Annotated in this window: 16 protein-coding genes; 3 read left to right on the top strand and 13 right to left on the bottom strand. The window is 38.2% G+C overall.

All coding sequences use genetic code 11. From position 1 onward, the window contains the following. Positions 1 to 5 precede the first annotated feature (5 nt). Positions 6 to 1,373 (bottom strand): LCP family protein, encoded by a 1,368-nt coding sequence (locus tag ACN0NP_RS08735; RefSeq protein WP_423217184.1) that lies wholly within the window; start codon positions 1,371 to 1,373, stop codon positions 6 to 8. Between the two features lie 621 nt (positions 1,374 to 1,994). Between ACN0NP_RS08735 and ACN0NP_RS08730 the strand changes: the two genes are divergently transcribed. Beyond that, positions 1,995 to 2,900, top strand: a complete 906-nt coding sequence (locus ACN0NP_RS08730; RefSeq protein ID WP_021142131.1) for a LysR family transcriptional regulator — start codon at positions 1,995 to 1,997, stop codon at positions 2,898 to 2,900. Positions 2,901 to 2,946: 46 nt separating this feature from the next. Here the strand turns inward: ACN0NP_RS08730 and deoD are convergent, their stop codons facing one another. From deoD to rpiA, 5 genes are all read right to left on the bottom strand, one after another. Continuing rightward, positions 2,947 to 3,654, bottom strand: a complete 708-nt coding sequence (deoD, locus tag ACN0NP_RS08725) for a purine-nucleoside phosphorylase (protein WP_074451129.1) — start codon at positions 3,652 to 3,654, stop codon at positions 2,947 to 2,949. Continuing rightward, positions 3,611 to 4,837 (bottom strand): chloride channel protein, encoded by a 1,227-nt coding sequence (locus ACN0NP_RS08720; protein WP_423217183.1) that lies wholly within the window; start codon positions 4,835 to 4,837, stop codon positions 3,611 to 3,613. The genes deoD and ACN0NP_RS08720 overlap by 44 nt, the downstream gene beginning before the upstream one ends. Positions 4,838 to 4,938: 101 nt before the next feature. Continuing rightward, complete coding sequence (locus tag ACN0NP_RS08715; protein WP_074630061.1) at positions 4,939 to 5,751, bottom strand: purine-nucleoside phosphorylase; 813 nt, start codon at positions 5,749 to 5,751, stop codon at positions 4,939 to 4,941. Positions 5,752 to 5,760: 9 nt separating this feature from the next. Continuing rightward, the gene (locus ACN0NP_RS08710) at positions 5,761 to 6,972 is read right to left on the bottom strand and encodes a phosphopentomutase (protein WP_423217182.1); all 1,212 of its coding nucleotides are present in this window, start codon (positions 6,970 to 6,972) and stop codon (positions 5,761 to 5,763) included. A 134-nt stretch (positions 6,973 to 7,106) separates the two neighbouring features. After that, positions 7,107 to 7,781 (bottom strand): ribose-5-phosphate isomerase RpiA, encoded by a 675-nt coding sequence (gene rpiA / locus ACN0NP_RS08705; RefSeq protein WP_004231316.1) that lies wholly within the window; start codon positions 7,779 to 7,781, stop codon positions 7,107 to 7,109. A gap of 222 nt (positions 7,782 to 8,003) precedes the next feature. Between rpiA and mnmE the strand changes: the two genes are divergently transcribed. Then, positions 8,004 to 9,377 (top strand): tRNA uridine-5-carboxymethylaminomethyl(34) synthesis GTPase MnmE, encoded by a 1,374-nt coding sequence (gene mnmE, locus ACN0NP_RS08700; protein WP_423217181.1) that lies wholly within the window; start codon positions 8,004 to 8,006, stop codon positions 9,375 to 9,377. Between the two features lie 32 nt (positions 9,378 to 9,409). Here the strand turns inward: mnmE and ACN0NP_RS08695 are convergent, their stop codons facing one another. The 7 genes from ACN0NP_RS08695 to ACN0NP_RS08665 all read right to left on the bottom strand — a co-directional run bounded on the left by ACN0NP_RS08695 (position 9,410) and on the right by ACN0NP_RS08665 (position 18,770). Further along, on the bottom strand, positions 9,410 to 9,994 hold the full coding sequence (locus tag ACN0NP_RS08695) for a uracil-DNA glycosylase family protein (protein ID WP_423217180.1): 585 nt from the start codon (positions 9,992 to 9,994) through the stop codon (positions 9,410 to 9,412). A 68-nt stretch (positions 9,995 to 10,062) separates the two neighbouring features. Then, positions 10,063 to 11,469 (bottom strand): dipeptidase PepV, encoded by a 1,407-nt coding sequence (pepV, locus tag ACN0NP_RS08690; protein ID WP_021142122.1) that lies wholly within the window; start codon positions 11,467 to 11,469, stop codon positions 10,063 to 10,065. A 163-nt stretch (positions 11,470 to 11,632) separates the two neighbouring features. Continuing rightward, positions 11,633 to 12,235, bottom strand: a complete 603-nt coding sequence (locus ACN0NP_RS08685) for a nitroreductase family protein (protein ID WP_021142121.1) — start codon at positions 12,233 to 12,235, stop codon at positions 11,633 to 11,635. A 121-nt stretch (positions 12,236 to 12,356) separates the two neighbouring features. Next, positions 12,357 to 14,087: a hypothetical protein gene (locus ACN0NP_RS08680; protein WP_423217179.1), complete on the bottom strand. Its 1,731-nt coding sequence runs from the start codon at positions 14,085 to 14,087 to the stop codon at positions 12,357 to 12,359. A 103-nt stretch (positions 14,088 to 14,190) separates the two neighbouring features. Continuing rightward, positions 14,191 to 15,708 (bottom strand): AbiH family protein, encoded by a 1,518-nt coding sequence (locus ACN0NP_RS08675; protein WP_423217178.1) that lies wholly within the window; start codon positions 15,706 to 15,708, stop codon positions 14,191 to 14,193. 13 nt (positions 15,709 to 15,721) lie between these two features. Further along, positions 15,722 to 17,506, bottom strand: a complete 1,785-nt coding sequence (gene uvrC / locus ACN0NP_RS08670; protein WP_107374730.1) for an excinuclease ABC subunit UvrC — start codon at positions 17,504 to 17,506, stop codon at positions 15,722 to 15,724. Positions 17,507 to 17,744: 238 nt separating this feature from the next. Further along, the gene (locus ACN0NP_RS08665; RefSeq protein ID WP_423217177.1) at positions 17,745 to 18,770 is read right to left on the bottom strand and encodes a YeiH family protein; all 1,026 of its coding nucleotides are present in this window, start codon (positions 18,768 to 18,770) and stop codon (positions 17,745 to 17,747) included. A gap of 100 nt (positions 18,771 to 18,870) precedes the next feature. Here ACN0NP_RS08665 and ACN0NP_RS08660 point away from each other — a divergent pair, with 100 nt between their 5' ends. After that, positions 18,871 to 19,737, top strand: coding sequence for a LysR family transcriptional regulator (locus ACN0NP_RS08660; RefSeq protein ID WP_039690907.1), 867 nt, complete (start codon positions 18,871 to 18,873; stop codon positions 19,735 to 19,737). Positions 19,738 to 19,745 lie beyond the last annotated feature (8 nt).

Genomic DNA, 19,745 nt, shown 5'->3' with positions numbered 1-19,745 from the left:
CTAACTTACTTTCCTTCCATAACATCTTTAATGGTTTGAGAAGCTTTTGCCACACTAGCATCATCAAGTTTAATCATATAAAGACTTGATGATGGCATCGCATACGAAGTCAACTCACCAGTAGAACCTGTACCTGTTACTTCTTGTGATGTAATGGTGAACTTCTTACCTGAGTCCAATTGAGCATTGACTAACTTCATCATAGTATCCAATTTCATATTTGTCTGAATAGAATCTTGAACATTAGAAATAACTGATGAGTAGTTTGAGACTGATGATAATGAAGTCAATTTATTAAGAATAGCTTGAATGACTTTCATCTGGTTATTACCACGATCATAATCCCCACCTTTAAGATCATAACGCTCACGAACAAAAGCAAGAGCTTGCTCTCCAGAGGTAATATTTACATTTCCAACTTCAAATGAGTATGTGCGCCCTGTATCCAAATTGATTGTAAACGCCTGATCATTATAGACTGTTACACCTCCAAGTGCATCGATTAACTTCATAAATGAATCAAAGTTAAGTCGTGCATAGTAATCAATGTTAATACCATAAAGATTTTCAAGTGTCTTTTCTGAGGTTTCAACACCATAAATACCTGCGTGGGTCAACTTATCATACTGACTAGCACCGCCATCAGGAATCTTAACGTAAGAGTCACGAGGTGTCTCTGTCATCAAAATCTTATGTGTGTTCATATTGACCGTCAAAATCAGGTTGACATCTGAACGCGATACGGTTGAAATCGAACCATAAGTATCAATACCACTGATATAGATATTGAAAACATTGCTATTTGATGCTTTTCCGTTTTCTTTGATGCTCTGCTTAATCTTATAAGAGTAGATTGTCTTAAAGTTTGATTCATAGTTATCATAAGACATTTCAAGCAAACTTGAATAAGCACTATTAAAGACCATAGCTTTACTTGAACCGTTGATCAAGTTTTCATAGGCTTCTTGGTAAGAAGCTACCTTTTCAGTCGCTAAATCAACGCCCTTATCAGACTTAATGTGTGATAAAAGAGTATCGATATTACTACCGTCAGCTCCCGTCGGCGCTTGAACACTTGAAAGCTCAGTAACGTCTGTTACATTGCTGTTTATTGGAACAACGACACTCATCTCAATTTCTGAATATGAGGCAGTTTCGTTCATGTTGTGCGCTACATCGACTAAAGATTTGAAAGCAAATAAAGATATCGCAGCAATGGTAGAGAAAATGACCAAAAGCGATGTTGTTAAAACTTTCTTTTTCTTACGAAGCGCCAATGCCAAGCAAACTGCAAAAACAGCTACTAATACAATCGTATACACAACGTTCAGATGTCTGAATGCCAAAATCTGATGCGCATACATTGTGTACATCGTAATTCCAGCAAGCAAAGCATACAGAACCAAGAGTGCATAGTTTACATAAGTTAGTCCTGCAAACCGAGACCGCCGCCGTGAACTCTTGTGATGTCCGCCATGATGACTGTGATGATGGTGGTGATGATGATGCGCTTCACTACCATGATGATGTGAATGAGTCGGCATTTTTTAATAAATCTCCGCTTCCTAAATAATTTGTTAACGTTCTTATTTTATCACTTTGTAAAATGTAATGCAATTCTAAACTTTTCTGAAACTTTACAAATTAATTCGTTTACTTTTAATAAAACACACCGTTGATAACGTTTTATTCCGCTAGAACTGGCCGTTTTAAAATAACAGTTACGTTTCAGTTACAAAACTGTAAAATTGTCTCATTTTCGAAATCGTTCGTTTTTTTACTCCGAGGTTTGTACTTTTTTCGATATTTTGTACATTTTTAACATTATTTCCCAAACGAATTTTTTTGAAGTATTGAAGTATTAAAGTGAGGTAACTAAATTCATTAGGTTTTTTTAATGATACTAGATGAGCAATGTTCACTTTTTTATCGCTTTCACATCAGTAACAAGGCCACTACTTGCGGGATTTCCTTTTTTGAGCTAAACTAAGGCTATGAGAATACAACAGTTACATTATATCGTTAAAATCGTTGAAACAGGGAGCATGAACGAAGCTGCAAAGCAGCTTTTTATCACACAACCTAGTCTATCTAATGCCGTTCGAGATTTGGAGCGAGAAATGGGAATCGAGATTTTTATCCGTAACCCAAAAGGCATCACGCTAACAAAAGACGGCGTAGAATTTCTATCTTATGCTCGCCAGATTTTGGAGCAAACAGCCCTTCTTGAAGAGCGCTACAAGAGTAAAAACACCAACCGTGAACTTTTTAGTGTCTCAGCGCAGCACTATGCTTTCGTGGTGAATGCTTTCGTGTCTTTATTAAAAGGAACTGACATGACACGTTACGAGCTTTTCCTTCGTGAAACCCGAACATACGAAATCATTGATGACGTGAAAAATTTTCGTTCTGAAATCGGCGTTTTGTTCTTAAACAGCTATAACCGAGATGTCTTGACTAAGATGTTCGACGACAATCATTTGACCTATACAAGTCTTTTCAAAACTCGTCCACACATCTTTGTCAGCAAAAATAATCCACTAGCCAAGAAGAAAATGGTAACTATGGAAGATTTGGAGGACTTTCCTTATCTAAGCTACGACCAAGGGATTCACAACTCCTTTTACTTCTCTGAAGAGATTTTTTCACAAATTCCGCATAAAAAATCTATCGTCGTCAGTGACCGCGCAACGCTTTTCAATCTTTTGATTGGTCTTGATGGTTACACAATCGCAACAGGTATCCTAAATAGCAACCTAAATGGAGACGGTATTGTTTCAATCCCACTTGATGTTGAAGATATGATTGATATCATCTATATTCGCCATGAAAAAGCAAACCTTTCAAAAATGGGAGAACGTTTCATCGACTATCTCCTTGAAGAAGTACAATTTGATTAATAGATTAGCAAAAAAGGAACTGAAATATTTCAGTTCCTTTTTTGTATTATTCTGCAATAAGTGTTTCTAGTCCGACTTTCATCATGTCTGTGAAAGTTGTTTGACGTTCTTGTGCTGTTGTGTCTTCGTCAGCAACAAGGCTGTCAGAAATTGTCATGATACCAAGTGCTTGTACACCGTATTTTGCAGCAAGATAGTAAAGCGCTGCTGCTTCCATTTCAACAGCTTTAATACCAAGTTGACCAAGTTTGATGTTGTTTTCAGCAAAGTCTGAGTAGAAAGCATCGATTGACAAAACGCTACCAACGTGAGTTGTCATACCAAGATCTTGGGCAATATGGTAAGCTTTATCAAGCAATGTGAAGTCAGCGATTTGTGGGAAATCGTATTGTGGCCATTCGTTTTTAATCATGCTTGAAGTTGTTGCTGCTGCTTGAGCAAGAACAAGTTCACGCACGTGAACGTCTTTGTTAAGTGAACCAGCAGTACCAACACGGATTAGTTTTTTAACGCCGTAAGATTGGATAAGTTCAGTTGCGTAGATTGAGATTGAAGGCATTCCCATACCTGTTCCCATAACACTGACACGGTGACCTTTGTAAGTTCCTGTGAAACCAAGCATTCCGCGAACGTTGTTAAAGCATACAGCATCTTCTAAGAAGTTTTCTGCGATGAATTTTGCACGGAGTGGATCTCCTGGAAGTAAGATTTTATCTGCGATTTCGCCTTGTTTGGCTTCGATATGGATTGACATAAGAATTCCTTTCAATAAGTTGTTTTATGAAAATAGCTACCGCTACTGCAATCAATAAGATTGGAAGAGCTTGAAGTTTTTGACCTGTAAATGAGACGACTAAGCCAATCGCTGTGAGCGGTGCATTCATTGTGATTGCTAAGAATACACTTGAGCCGATTAGCATAGCTGAGGCTAGTGAAATAGTTGGAAAGATTTGGCTACAAAGCGCAGCACCAAGAAATCCCAGAACTGCTCCCATTGAAAATGAGGGAGTCAAGGTTCCACCGTATGCGCCGTTTTTTAGCGTCAGCAAGACCACAAACGCCTTGACGACAACAATCATAGCAGCATACTGAACGGTCATACCATCAAATACACCTTGCGCCATAGCTCCGCCATTTCCCAAAATCTCAGGCAAAACAAGCGATAAACTGGCTAATAGTAGAAAAGTCAGTGGTAAGCGCCATAAAATGGTGTAATCAGTCGCTTTTTGTGCTTGTGCTTTTTGGGTAAGTCTGCGAAATAGCTGCGCTATTGGCGAGATGATAACCGCAAGAACAATCGCCAAAAGAGCACTCTTTACATCCAGCGTTACTTGAGCAGCCTCATAAAGTGGCGCATCTGAGATGACCACTCCAGCTATGAGGCTTGCCAAAATCGTCGTTACTGAGACGGAAATCAGATTAAGAACTGAAATTCCCAGTCCAAGCGTTTCAAAGGCGAAAAAGATACTGGCAATTGGTACTTGATAAACTGCTGCAAGACCAGCTGAGGCTCCGCAGGCAATTGCGAGCTTTCTATCTTGTAAGGTTAGTTTCAAGTAGTCAGATACGCGTCCAGCTCCCAAGGCACCAAGTTCGCGAGGCGCTCCTTCTTTTCCGATTGGTGAGCCTGCACCGACAGAGGCCACTTGCAAGAAAATATTGGTCAAATGAATCCAAAGTTTTGGCATTCTCGATGCTGGATTTTCAGCTTTCATCTGAGATTTGACAGAAATAATCTGACGATTTTTTTGCTGTAAAAAATACCAGAGAATTGCTGAGATAATCCCTGCAAGGACAATCAAAATGAACTGCTTAGTCGAAACTGCTTGAGTGGTCGATGCCTCGCCGTGACCAAAAACTAGGTACTCAATTAAGTCTAAAAATTCATGAAGTAAGATGCCACCTAAACCAGCTATCAAAGCTGTTAAAATCAGCACTCCTCCAAAACGTAAACAGTAGCTAAAATGTTTAAATCGATTATTTTGTAAATGCATCTAAAAAATACTTTTTAAATACGTTTTAAGGTAAATTTCCTAAATTATAGTTCTGCCAAAACTGATTTGACAAGTGTTTTGAAGTCTTCTTTGATTTGTTGTGTGACTGCGACAACTTCTTCGTGGTTAAGTGAACTTTGGAAACCTGCAGCGTGGTTTGTAATAGCTGAGATTCCAAGAACTTTCAAGCCTGAGTGAGCTGCAACGATAACTTCTGGAACAGTTGACATACCTACAGCATCCGCACCAAGAGTTTGGAAGGCACGAATTTCAGCAGGAGTTTCGTAACATGGACCTGACACGCCAAGGTAAACACCTTCGTCAAGTTTGATACCGATTTTTTCAGCAACTTTGTGAGCGATTGCTCGGTATTCAGCAGTGTAAGCATCTGACATATCTGGGAAGCGAGGTCCGAACTCATCAAGGTTAGCACCAATCAACGGATTTTGACCAGTCATGTTGATGTGGTCAGAAATTGCCATCAATGTACCAGGACCAAAGCCGATACCACCAGCAGCATTTGTTACGATAAGACCTTTACAACCAAGAGCTTTCATCACGCGCACTGGGAAAGTCACCAATTCCATTGGATTTCCTTCGTAAAAATGGAAACGTCCTTGAAGAGCAAGAACTTTGTGACCACCAAGGTCACCATAAACCAATTGACCAGCGTGACCAGCAACTGTTGATTTACCCCAGTTTGGGATTTTTTCGTAAGGAATAACAACAGCGTTTTCGATTTCTTCAGCCAATTCACCAAGACCTGAACCAAGAATAAGTCCAAATTCCGGAGCGTCACACGCTTGTGACACTAAAAACTGACGTGCTTCTTCAATTTTTTCAATAATTGTAGACATAATTACCTCTTATACTAATTTATCTAAGAATGATTCACCAATCATTGCTTTTTCAACACCAAAGTTTTCAGCAATTGTTGCTGAAATATCTGCAAAATGACCAACTGGCAAGACACCGTTTCCTTTAAATGCTGGGCTGTATGCCAACAATGGAATGTATTCACGAGTGTGGTCTGTACCAGTGTAAGTTGGGTCATTACCGTGGTCAGCAGTGATTAGAAGAAGGTCATCTTCTTTCATGCTTTCCAAGATTTCAGGCATACGTTTGTCGAAATCTTCAAGGCAATTACGGTAACCTTGAGCGTTACGACGGTGACCGTACATGGCATCAAAGTCAACTAAGTTTGTAAATGACAAGCCTTTTGTGAATTCAGGCAATTGCATTGTTTTAAGAAGGGTATCAACACCGTGCATGTTTGATTTGTTGTGTCCCATGTCGTTTGTGATACCTGAACCGTTGAAGATATCATTGATTTTACCAACACCGTATGTTGGAATACCAGCGTCAGCCAATTTATTCAAAACTGTTGGACCAAATGGTGACAAGGCATAGTCACGACGGTTTGCTGTACGTGTGAAGTTACCAGGTTCACCAACGTATGGACGTGCAATGATACGACCAAGAAGAGCTGGACGTTCTAGTGTGATTGAACGAGCGTATTCACAGATTTTGTAAAGCTCTTCTACTGGGATTACATCTTCGTGAGCAGCGATTTGAAGCACTGGGTCAGCTGATGTGTAGATGATTAACTCGCCAGTTTCCATTTGACGTGGACCGAAATCATCGATAACTGCTGTACCTGAGTATGGTTTGTTAGCTTCACGAATGACTTTACGTCCTGAAAATTCTTCGATTTTAGTTAAAATTTCTTCTGGGAATCCACCAAGGAATGTATCAAATGGTTCTGTAATGTTAAGACCCATGATTTCCCAGTGACCAGTCATTGTGTCTTTACCAAGAGAAACTTCTTCAAGTTTAGTTGCATAACCTGTTGGTTGAGCTTCAGCTGGAACTGTTTTTAGAGGAGTTTCACGAGGAATATTTCCAAGACCAACTTTAGCCATGTTTGGAACATTAAGTCCTACAGTTTTTGAAATGTGACCAAGTGTATCTGATGCACCGTCTGGCACACCAGCGTTGACAAAGTTGTTAGCATCTGGTGCAGCACCGATTCCGACAGAATCAAGTACGACAAGATGAATACGATTAAATGTTGACATAGTTTTCCTACTCTAGGGTGGTTACGGTTGGCACCCAAAACCTCCTAATCAAATCGATTAGAAATCATAATGACGATAACATGCAAACAGGAGACTATCGGCTGAACCAGTCAAAACATCTCCTGTAAACTATCTTATTTAGCTTCTAAAATTTTAACGCCGTCTTTGCCAGCAACGATGACTTTGTTAACCATACCATTGAAAAGACCGTGCTCAACGACACCAACCATAGCTTTCAATTCTTTACCAAATTCAACTGGATTTTCAATCACGCCAAGGTCAAGGTCAATGATGTAGTTTTTCATATCAGTCACAAAGCGTTCGCCATCTGCCATACGGTATGATGGTTTGTAACCTTTTTTCTCAAATTCACGGAAAATGCGGTCAGCACCATATTGTACGACTTCTACAGGCAATTTGAAGGCACCAAGTTTGTCGACCATCTTAGATTCGTCAACAACCCAGATGTATTCTTTACTTGGTGTAGCAACGATTTTTTCCATAAGAAGGGCTCCGCCACCACCTTTGATACCGTTGAAGTTTTTATCAACTTCGTCAGCACCATCAACGGTTACATCAATAACATCGATGTCATCAACGGCTTTCAAAGGAATACCAAGTCCTTCTGCTTGAGCAGTTGTTTGGCTTGAAGTTGTAACACCAACAACTTTAAGTCCTTCTTCTTTCATACGGCGTCCGATTTCTTCAACGAAGAAATACGCAGTTGAACCAGTTCCAAGTCCAACAACCATGCCATCTTTAACATACTGGGCAGCAGTCACCCCAGCCATTTTTTTAAGTTTTTCCATAACAACCTCACCTAAATTTATATGTAAAACAAATATACCTATTTCCAACTAACCATTATACCATGACTTGGGGTGTTTTAGCTAGATTGAATTACTCAAAATTTATAGAGTTTCAGGCGCCTTTCAACCCTCTTCTATTGCTTGAATGTTCTATTTGCGTTACAATTAAATAAGATATTTTTTGAAAATAATACTTAAAGAAATAGATTGGAATGAATACGAATGATTACTAAAGAATTCGATACGATTGCTGCGATTTCAACACCGCTTGGTGAAGGGGCAATCGGAATTGTCCGACTCTCTGGTACTGACGCGCTAGCTATTGCCAAAAAAGTCTATCGCGGTAAAGACCTAAGCAAAGTCGACTCTCACACTATCAACTATGGTCATATTGTTGACCCTGACAACAATGAAATTCTTGATGAAGTTATGGTATCTGTCATGCTCTCACCAAAGACATTTACCCGTGAAGATGTCATCGAAATCAATACACACGGTGGTGTGGCTGTCACTAACGAGATTTTGCAACTTGTCTTGCGACATGGTGCTCGTCTTGCTGAGCCAGGTGAATTTACAAAACGTGCTTTCTTGAATGGTCGTGTTGACTTGACTCAAGCTGAAGCTGTCATGGATATTATCCGTGCTAAAACTGATAAAGCCATGAACATCGCTGTTAAACAGCTTGATGGTTCACTATCAAAGCTCATCAACGACACGCGCCAAGAAATTCTAAACACTCTTGCTCAAGTTGAGGTTAACATTGATTACCCAGAGTATGACGATGTCGAAGAAATGACAACTGCGCTTATCCGTGAAAAAACACAAGAATTCCAATCACTTTTGGAAAACCTTTTGCGCACAGCACGTCGTGGTAAAATCCTTCGTGAAGGGCTTTCTACTGCTATCATTGGTCGTCCAAACGTTGGAAAATCAAGTCTTTTGAACAATTTGCTTCGCGAAGACAAAGCCATCGTTACTGATATTGAAGGGACAACACGTGACGTTATCGAAGAATACGTCAACATCAAGGGTGTTCCTTTGAAACTAGTCGATACAGCTGGTATTCGTGAAACAGACGACGTGGTTGAAAAAATCGGTGTTGAACGATCTAAAAAAGCTCTTGAGGAAGCTGATTTAGTACTTCTTGTACTCAATAGTTCTGAACCTTTGACTGACCAAGACCGTGCACTTCTTGAACTCAGCAAAGATAGCAACCGCATTATTTTACTTAACAAAACAGATTTGCCAGAAAAAATCGAGGCTGATCAATTGCCAGACGATGTGATTCGCATTTCTGTTCTTAAAAATGAAAACATCGATTTGATTGAAGAACGTATCAACCAACTCTTCTTTGACAATGCTGGAATCGTTGAAAAAGATGCCACTTACCTTTCAAATGCTCGTCACATTTCATTGATTGAAAAAGCTGTTCAAAGCTTACAATCTGTCAATGAAGGACTTGAAATGGGAATGCCTGTTGACCTTCTTCAAATTGATTTGACGCGTTGTTGGGAAATTCTTGGTGAAATCACTGGTGATGCTGCGCCAGACGAACTCATCAACCAACTCTTCACCCAATTCTGTCTTGGAAAATAACAACAAAAACTCGCCAAACACTGGCGAGTTTTTTATTGTTTAAGAATTTCTCTGACACGTTTCTGCAAATCTGGAATGACTTCTTGTTCGAACCAAGGATTTTTGCGTTGCCATATATTATTTCGCGGAGATGGGTGCACCAATGGGAAAAATTCAGGCAAGTAATCTTTGTAATGCTTAACAGTTTCAGTCAGCTTTGCAGATGATTTTTGTTGGAGATAATAGCGCTGCGCATATGACCCAACCAAGATGTGCAATTCAATATTTGGTGCCAAATCAAGAGCACGCTTATGCCATTTATCCGCAAAACCTTTTCGTGGAGCTAAGTCACCTGACTTACCCTTGCCAGGAAAATAGAAATCCATAGGTACCACCGCAAAAAGTCCGGACTCATAGAAAATTTCACGGTCAACGCCAAGCCATTTCCGTAAATTATCACCACTCGGGTCATTCCAATACAGCCCTGATTCTTGAGCACGTATGCCTGGTGCTTGACCAACGATATTGATTCTGGCAGTTTTTGGAACCGTAAAAAGTGGCCTAATTCCTTGCTCGGTATAAGCTGCATTTTGCTCATCAGCCATAATATCAGCGACTAGTCGCTCATAACTATCCATACATATCACTTCTTCCTAAAAATAAAGAAGAGCTTTTTGCTATTGCAAAAAAACTCTTCAGTCACCTATTATTTAATCAATTCGTAAAGTGCTTCAGCGTAGATAGCAGCTGCACGGTAAAGGTCTTCAACATCAGCGAACTCATTTGCTTGGTGCATTGTGTTCACGTAATCTGGGAACATAGCACCAAAGGCAACACCACGTTTAAGAAGACGACCGAATGTACCACCACCGATAACTTGTTCGTAACCTTTCAAACCAGTTTGTTTTTCATAAACTGAAAGAAGTGTTGATACCAATGGATCATCAGCTGGAACGTAGTGAGGTGTGTGTTCATGATCTGAAAGAGTCACTTTAGTTACACCGTTAAGTTTTTCAAGTTCAGCTTTGATTGTTTGAGCGTCAGTACCTTGTGGGTAACGGAAGTTAAGTGTGATTGTGTTGTCATCTGAGTTGCGGTCAAATTTGAAGACACCAGCGTTCATGCTAAGTGCACCCATTTTCGCATCAGTGTAAGCAACACCAAGGTTTTCACCAGCGAAATCTTTGTGAAGAACGTTAGCTGTTGTATCAAGGTAAACTTTAGCTGCGCCATCAAAAGCAAATTGATCCAAGAATTTAGCAAGGTAAGTTGCAGCGTTAAGACCAAGTTCTGGAGTTGAACCGTGAGCTGATTTACCGATTACTGTAGCGCGGAAAGCATCACCTTCTTGAACAAGCTCAGCTTTAAGATTTTCAGCAGCCGCAAAAGCAGCAAGTTTTTCTTGAAGTTCAGCCAAAGTGCTGTCTGCTGTAAATACTGCTGTTGCTGATTCTGGAACCATGTTGTCACGAAGACCAGCTTCAAAAGTATTCAAAGTGAAAGCTCCGTTGTTTTCACCAGCGAAGTGAAGGTATTCAGTAATGTTACCTTTTTCACCGTTGATGATTGGGAATTCAGCATCTGGAGAGAATCCAAAATCAGGATCTTTCAAACCGTTATGTGCGAAATAGTATTCCATATCGCCCCAACCTGATTCTTCGTCAGTACCAACGATGAAACGAACACGTTTAGATACTGGAAGACCAAGATCTTTGATGATTTTTAGGGCATAGTAACATGCCATTGTAGGACCTTTATCATCTGATGATCCACGCGCGTAAAGACGTCCGTCTTTGATAACTGGTTCGTAAGGATCTGTATCCCAACCGCTACCTGCTGGCACAACGTCCAAGTGAGCAAAGATACCAAGTACTTCGTCACCTTCACCAAATTCAAAGTCACCAGCATAGTTGTCGATGTTACGAGTTTTGTAGCCATCGCGTTCAGCCATTGCAAGGAAGTGTTCCAAAGCTTTTGCTGGACCAGGTCCAAATGGATGTTCTTTGTCAGCTTTGCTGTCATCACGTTCAGAGTTGATACGCAAAAGTGCAAAGAGATCTTCCATCATGGCATCTTTACGTTTTTCAACTTCTGCTTTAAAGTCTACTGTCATTTCTTATAACTCCTCCATAAATGTAGCTCTTCCTTACCAGAAAAACTACTATATTGTTTATCATTTGAGTCAACTAACCCATAGTAACTCATATTTTAAGATTTGTAAACCTAGTTTTGCGAAAATTCTTAACTAGATTTGGTGCATAAACGTTAAAAATCTCTTAGCGGCGCTCAATGATTTCGTCGACTGGTAAACGATAACTTGGTTCAGGTTTATCATCACTGTAGCCAACAGTAATCAAGAGCTCTGGACGAAAACGTTTATCAATATCTAGAATATCATTTGTCAAAGACTTGTCAAATCCAAGAATAATATTTGATGAAATATCTTGATCAGTCAAAGCTAGCACAAGATTCATTGCAACAAGTCCTGCGTTTAAAGCAAGATATTCACCTTTACGCTTGTCGTCGTATTCTGCATATCTAGCAGGCAATGTTTCCATATAGTAACCAAGTTTTGAATTATCCAATGATTTAACACCAATACGAGCAATCTTACGAGAACGTTGAACCAAATCTGTATCTGTAAAAAGTGCAACGACGTACTGAGCTTCTTCAACTTGTTTTTTGTTCAAACTTGGAAGATCTTTAGCAAGTTCTGCTTTTTTATCTTCGACGATGACAAATTTCCATGGTTGAATGTTGTTAGCACTAGGTGCTAAGGTAGCAATTTCAATTGCAGTGCGTAAATCTTTATATTCTACAGGTTTACTATTGAATGTTTTGACGGCATGGCGCTTTTTGTTCAATTCTAGAAACTTCATTAAGCGACCCTCCTTTTTAATTTTTTATGCTCTTTTATTTTATCATTTTTAAAAAGACTTTACAGCTATTTGCTACGGAAGCGCATACACAAATACAAAAAAGAAAAAGCTAGAATTTTTCCTAGCCTTTCTTACTCAAATTTATTTTTTTAATACCGAGATAAATCACAACTGAAAGCCAAGATAAAATATTAACCACTATCAAAGCTTTAAACCATGTACGAATACGGTAAGTAATCTTCAAGGTATTTTTTCCAACTTTTTGCTGAACTGTAGGCGTGCCAATTCCTGATAAAGTGTAGTCCTTATGACTAAGCTTTTTACCATTAAGCATAAGCTCAGTATCAGCGTATTTTGCAACTGGAATGATTGCCCAATCACTCGCATCAGCTGTCCAAGTATATATCAGCTCGTTGTCGCCTTGTGTCTTTTTGTAAGCATCCGTGTGTCCAAGGACAAACTCCTCATACAAGACATACTTGTTATCATCATTTGATTTATCAGCTGGCAGATAATCTGGGGTTGATTTTGAAACGATATCTAGTAGCTTGAATTTATCTGAATCATAAAAACTTGCTCTGACATCTGCAGGATCACCCCAGATAAAAGTATGTTTTTTACGTTGAATAGGGTGTTTCGTGTTGTAATAATCATCAATCTTTTCTTCTTGCAATTGCGACAACTGCACAAAGCTCAAGATATTCACCAAGATTAGCCCAATAGCTACAAATTTTGACCATTTTTTATCGAAGTATTTGTCTAAAATCATAGCTGCCGCTAACAACAATAATACCGTTGCTGGCACAAAGAATCTAAATGGAAATTGAATTAGATTTACCAAAGGAAGATTCAATTTATTGACCGTATACCATGGGAAAATACTACTTGATAAAACCAAGAAAATAAAGAATGCCCCTGTCACCACTCGCAAAAGTGTGTCGTAATGGCGCCAGTGTCTAAATGAGAAGTACAATTGATACAAGACTACAAAAACCAATGCTTTTGGCGTTAGTAGCCATTCAATGCTACGCTGGTTAACCGTCATAATATAGAGTTTTGAATTGACAAAAGGTTCAACCAGGTTATTACTTCGACCGACATCAACCAAAGCTGCCCAGACATTTGCTGTCAATAGAAGGCTTAGCAAGACTGCTTGGACACCCTTGAAAAAGACTTCTTTTTTCTTGTCAGATTTGAAAAAGCCGTACAAGTAAAATGGCAAGTAAGCCAAGATTAACAAGAAACAGCTAAGCATGTGGACTTGCATCATAACAGCAACCGATACTGCTAGACGAAGCACTCCAACTCTTTTTGTTCTGACAAAATCAACTGCTGGAATCAAGCACCACGGCATAAAAGCGGCACCCCAGCTTGAAAATCCTTGTCTAAACGTCCAGTATTGAACCGAGAAGGTCATCATGTAAAAGACTGCTACACCAAGGGCTATTTTCGGTTTGACAGAAGCTCTGCGATTCAAACGATACATCGAAAAGCCAGCAATCACACTCAACAAGAAACGTGACAAAAGCTGATAGGTATACCAGTTTTTGCTGATGAGTACCAAGATTCCTTGAAAATAAGCAAAGTACGGGCCATATAAAGCATTAACAATTCGACCTGAACTGTAAAAGCCATACAGTGACATAAAATAACTAAAGTTACCCGTCTTAATTTGCATAGCTGTCTCATAAAAACGATTGTAGTGAAATAGGAAATCACTACCCGCAATTACTCCACGAGACGTTAATTGGGGAAGCAAGAGTAACACGGCGACCAAAACAATCACAATGCTTGGAAGCCAAGTGCTCTTTTGACTTAACTGAGAGAGGCCTTGCTTCATTTTTTTAAACATGCGTATCTCCTTAAAAATCCCTATCCATGTTAGCACAGTTTAAAATAGATTACAATCAGAAAAAGAAAGTTTCATGAAAGTTTTCAGATGGTATTAACTTCAACTACAAAAGTTCCTTTTCCATTCTTTGGACATCATCACATTTTACAAATGCAACTTTTTGTTCAGCTGTTAATGATATCATTTTTTCTTTTCCTAAAATTATAGTTAAATTCTTAACAATCTCTCTTTTAGCTTTTTCATCATAATAGTTAAATATAAACTTATACTTTTCGCCTCTTTTTTCGGCTAAATCAAAACAGTTAATAAAAATTTCCTTATCCAAAGGGTCGACCGAGTGTCCAAAAACAACAATATTCATATCATCGACAGATTTCCCTGAATCTTTAGGTTTTTCAAAGAATTTTCTATAGTCACTTCCTGTCTCTTTTATTATTCTTTGATAAAATTTTTGATAAGAAATTAAATCAGGATTAATGTTTTCAGTCTTGTCTTCTTTGTCCTCAATACCAAAAACCATAGTATTAATTGAATTTTGCTTACGAGCGAAATCAATTCTTCCGTGAATAAAATGAGTATTTTCTTCAGGAATACCAAATAATCTATTTGCGGTATCTGTGTAGTTGAATGTTAACACTCTTGCACTTTCAAGTTCTTCAATTGCATCTAAACTACTGTCTTGTTTAACGATTCTTTGTTCAGAATCAAAATCTAATTTATCAAGATAAGTTAAATAAAACTCCAGATAATCCGTTAAATCATCAAGTGCTTGAATACATTCTTCATTGCACACATCAACGATTTGTTGCCAACCACTATCCGTATATATAAATCTATAGCCACTTAGACGTGCTATCACAACTTTAAATGCAATATAGTTTGACTTAGTGATGAATTTCTTTTTCAACTTAGTTAACTCATCAGTAGACTTCCATTCAATAATTTGACTATTCTCTTCTAAATGCTTTTTAACATAAGCAATAGCTTCTGCAATATCAGAAATAATAAGCTCAATACTTGACCATTTTTCACCAAGTTTATCTTTAAATTCATTTATAAAATCAAAAAAAAGATTGCTTCTGATTTTTAACAACCATTCGTAATTTTTAGTACCAGCCATTTGAATTAAGTCGTCAATAACGTCAACATCTAAAAAATACTTTGATTCAATATCACCTTTTTCTTCTCTGATACTTTTCAGATTCGACAATAAATCTCTTCTAAAATTTCCACCCTCAGATTCACTATAAGCTTTAAAATTTCTATTTTTTTCAAAAAAAGGTATTAGTCGGATTTTCTTGTCATTAAAATAATTTGAAAGACAGTCTAATAGAATACCTAATTTAACTTTATCAGATTTTACTGTATCAGAACTTGAGTTATAAAACTCAAGTTCATTCTGAAAGTCTTCCTCTGAATCACTTTCACTATCTCCCAAAATATCATCAAACTCTTTTAAGAGAAAATCATAATTTTTAACATCAATTTGTTGATTATAAGCTTTTTGACAATATAGTAAAAAAGATAATGAATTCAAAAACCTTAAAAAATCTTCATAACTAGTTTGGCGTCCCATTGCTAAATCAAAGCCATTCCCTAGTATTAAAATATTTTCTACCACGATTATCTCCTTACTATTTCTTCTCCTCACTTAGTTTTTCTTTCACAGCAATGGCAACGTTTCGTGGGACACCGCAGTTGACGATGTCGTCCACGTCTGCTTTTTGAATATTTGGCAAGCTCTTGAAATGTTTCATGAGTAATTGCTTGCGCTTTGGGCCAAGCCCAGCAATGCCATCGAGTTTTGATGAAAATGAATTTTTAGACCGTAGTTGACGGTGGAAAGTAATGGCAAATCGGTGAACTTCATCTTGAATACGCTGTAAGAGGAAGAATTCTTCAGAGTTTCGTGGCAATTCGACCACTTCTAATGGGTCACCAAAGAGCAATTCGTGCGTTTGGTGCTTGTCATTTTTTTGCAGACCAGCGATTGGAATATCGAGTCCAAGTTTATTTTCAATGACATCACGCGCAACATTAACCTGACCTTGACCACCATCGATGATAATCAAATCTGGCGGAGTTAGACCGTCTTTCATGACTCGACTGTATCTACGGTAAATGACTTCACGCATGCTGGCATAGTCATCTGGGCCGACTACAGTTTTAATCTTGAATTTACGGTAATCTTTCTTACTTGGTTTTCCATTTACAAAGACAACCATCCCCGCAACTGGGCTTGTTCCTTGAATATTTGAGTTATCAAAGGCTTCAATGCGCACAGGTTTTGGAATATTGAGCAATTCACCGATATTTTCAATAGCGCCGTGCGTTTTGCGGATATCTTTTTCTAGCAGGTCAAATTTTTGTTGCAGGCTGACACGCGCGTTTTTGGTCGCAAGATTTACCAGCTGTTTCTTCTCACCACGTTGTGGTTTGATGACTTTAGTATCAACAACTGCTTTAACTAATTCTTCGTCAATGTCCTGAGGAATAAAGACTTCTTTTGGCACAAAATGCTTGCTGTCTCGGTAAAATTGTCCGACATAGGTTAAAAAATCTTCCTCTGGGTCATTGTAATACGGGAACATATTGACATCACGTTGGATAAGTTTTCCTTGACGAACAAAGAAGACCTGCACACACATCCAACCTTTATCGACATAATAACCAAAAATATCACGGTCCATCATATCTTGGTTCATGACACGTTGTTTGGTACGAAGCGTTGAGATAGCTTGCAATAAATCACGGTATTCTGCCGCACGTTCAAATTCCATCATGTCTGATGCTTTTTGCATTTTGTCTTTCAAGCCATCGACGATTTTATTGTCTTTGCCATCAAGAAAATTCTTGACGTCTTGCGCCATTTCAACAAAATAATCATGGTCAACATGACAAATTGTGTGAGCTTTACATTGCCCCAAATGGTAATAAAAACAAACCTTGTTAGCAGGATTTGTACATTTTTTAAATGGGAAAATGCGGTCTAGCAGACGTTTGATTTCTGTCGCAGCACCAGAATCTGGGTAAGGTCCAAAATACATGGCACCATCTTTTTTGATTTGGCGAGTAATCATCAAGCGTGGGTACTGTTCATTCACAGTAATTTTGATAAATGGGTAAGATTTGTCATCTTTTAGCTTGATGTTATACTTTGGCATGTTTTCTTGAATCAGATTGATTTCAAGAAGAAGGGCTTCTGTATTTGACCCAGTAACAATGTATTCAAAATCTTCAATCTCAGAAACCAAGAGTTCTGTCTTGGTATTGTGGCTGCCGTGAAAATAGCTGCGCACACGATTCTTGAGATTTTTTGCCTTTCCGACATAGATAATTTTGCCGTTTTTATCTTTATGGATATAGCAACCAGGGCTATCTGGAAGCAATTCCAATTTGTGTTTAATCAGTTCATTCATGTTTTTATTATAGCAAAAAGAATTTTCCTTTGCTCGCTGTGAGATTTAGACATCAAAAAGCCGCCTAAGAGCTCAGTAGACGACTTTTTCCTATAAGATTTTAATAAAAGGAGAGCGAGCTAATTGTAAAATAAATGACCGTTCAGTTTGCCTTATTTAGTATATCATTTTTTGATAACGTTTTCAAACACAAAAAATTCCCTAGATTTTTCTAAGGAATTTTTAGTCTAAATTTCTCCTACCAAATACCTAAAACATGTTGCATCAAGAGACTGACACAGGTGATTGCAAGCCAACAAGCTGCACCAACGCCGATTGCTTGACCCCCTGTTTTAACTAACTTGATAGGATTTGTATTTAATCCGATAGCCCCCATTGCCATGACGATGAAGAATTTTGAGAGAACTTTGAGCTGCTCAAAGAGTTCCACAGACATTCCTAAGCCACTAACTACTGTTGTCACGATTGAAGCTAACAAGAAATACAAAACAAACATCGGAAATGCTTTTTTGAGACTGAATGTCTTTTCAGAAGCTCCGCCATTTTTACTTTCCTTGAAGGCTGTGTAAAATGATAAAACAAGCGTAATCGGGATAATTGCTAGTGTTCGAGTCAATTTAACGATTGTTGCGCCATCAAGCGTATTTGAATGATGAATCGCATCCCAAGCCGCTGCTGTTGCCGTTACAGATGAAGTATCGTTAACCGCAGTTCCTGCAAAGAGGGCAAAACCATGGTTTGTCAAGCCAAGCATGTCTCCCAAAGTTGGGAAAATCAGCGCTGCAAGAATGTTAAAAAGAAAAATAACTGAGATACTCTTAGCTACTTCTTCGTCTTTTGCTTTGATAACTGGTGCTGTTGCCGCAATAGCTGAACCACCACAAATAGATGACCCAACACCAACCAAGATTGCTATATTACTATCCAATTTTAGCCATTTTTGCAATAAAAACGCTACAACCAACGAGACTGTAATGGTTGAAATAATAATTGGCAATGACTGTGTCCCAATTTTAAAAACTTGTGTTAAGTTTAAACCAAAACCTAATAAAACAACCGCCGCTTGTAAAATATATTTTGATGTAAAAGCAATACCATCAGTGGTTTGGGTGCGATTATTATGAAAATTCCCCACAACCATCCCAAGTAAAATTGCAAATACTGGCGCTCCTACAAGTGGAAATAAATGCCCTAAAAACCAGGCTGGTAAAGCCAGAATCACACAAAACATAATTCCCGGCAATTTTTTCTCAATTGTCATCATAATAAAAACTCCTTTTCACAAAACATTATAACCCGGACAAGTTATAATGTAAAATTATGATTTATTATGATATAATAAAAAAAAATAATAGGAGATTATTATGCTTGATTACCGTGTTTTTACCTTTATGAAAGTCTGCGAAACGCTTAATTTTACCCAAGCTGCTAAAGAATTGCATATCACTCAACCTGCAGTCACTAAGCATATCAAAACTTTAGAGACAGAGTATCAAACTAAGCTTTTTACCTTTTCTGGCAAGCAATGTCGGCTGACACAAAGTGGCAAAGAATTGCTTGATTTGCTGACGACTATGGACACAGATATTAAGCATTTCAAGACACAGCTTAAGCAAGATTTACAGCCGCTAAATTTTGGGGCTACTTTGACCATTGGCGAGTATGTTTTGACCGATTCTTTAGTTGATATTTTGGCAAATCACCCGAATTTCCAAGTCAAAATGCTGGTGGATAATACCAAGAAACTGTTAAAAGCTATTGATAATGGACAGATTGATTTTGCCTTGATCGAAGGTTTCTTTTCAAAAGAAAAATACGATTTTCTGCCTTATCGCACAGAACCTTTCATCGCGGTCGCTTCTCCCGGCTCACCCCTAGCAAGCGGAAGCTATTCTTTAGAAGACCTACTAACCTATCCTATCATTGTGCGCGAGCAAGGGTCAGGTACCCGTGAAATACTTGAAATCATGCTCAAAGAGGCCAATCTAACCATTTCTGATTTCCATAAAATTACTGAAATTGGTAATCTAAATACCATTTGCGAGCTGGTCCAAAAAAATCTGGGAATTAGTTTTGTTTATCAAAGCGTGGTTCAAAAAGAAATTTCTGCAGGTAAACTCCAAAAAATTAATTTGGATATTTCTGCCATGAGTCATGATTTTACCTTTATTTGGCGCAAAAATAGTCATTTTAAAAATCATTATCAAGATATTTTTAAGCTCTTTTTCTGATTTTTTGG

Origin of the sequence: Streptococcus equinus, from assembly GCF_049393805.1 — a bacterium.
Lineage (GTDB): Bacteria > Bacillota > Bacilli > Lactobacillales > Streptococcaceae > Streptococcus > Streptococcus equinus.
The sequence above is the reverse complement of the archived record's forward strand: the minus strand, read 5'-3'. Positions and strand labels throughout refer to the sequence as shown.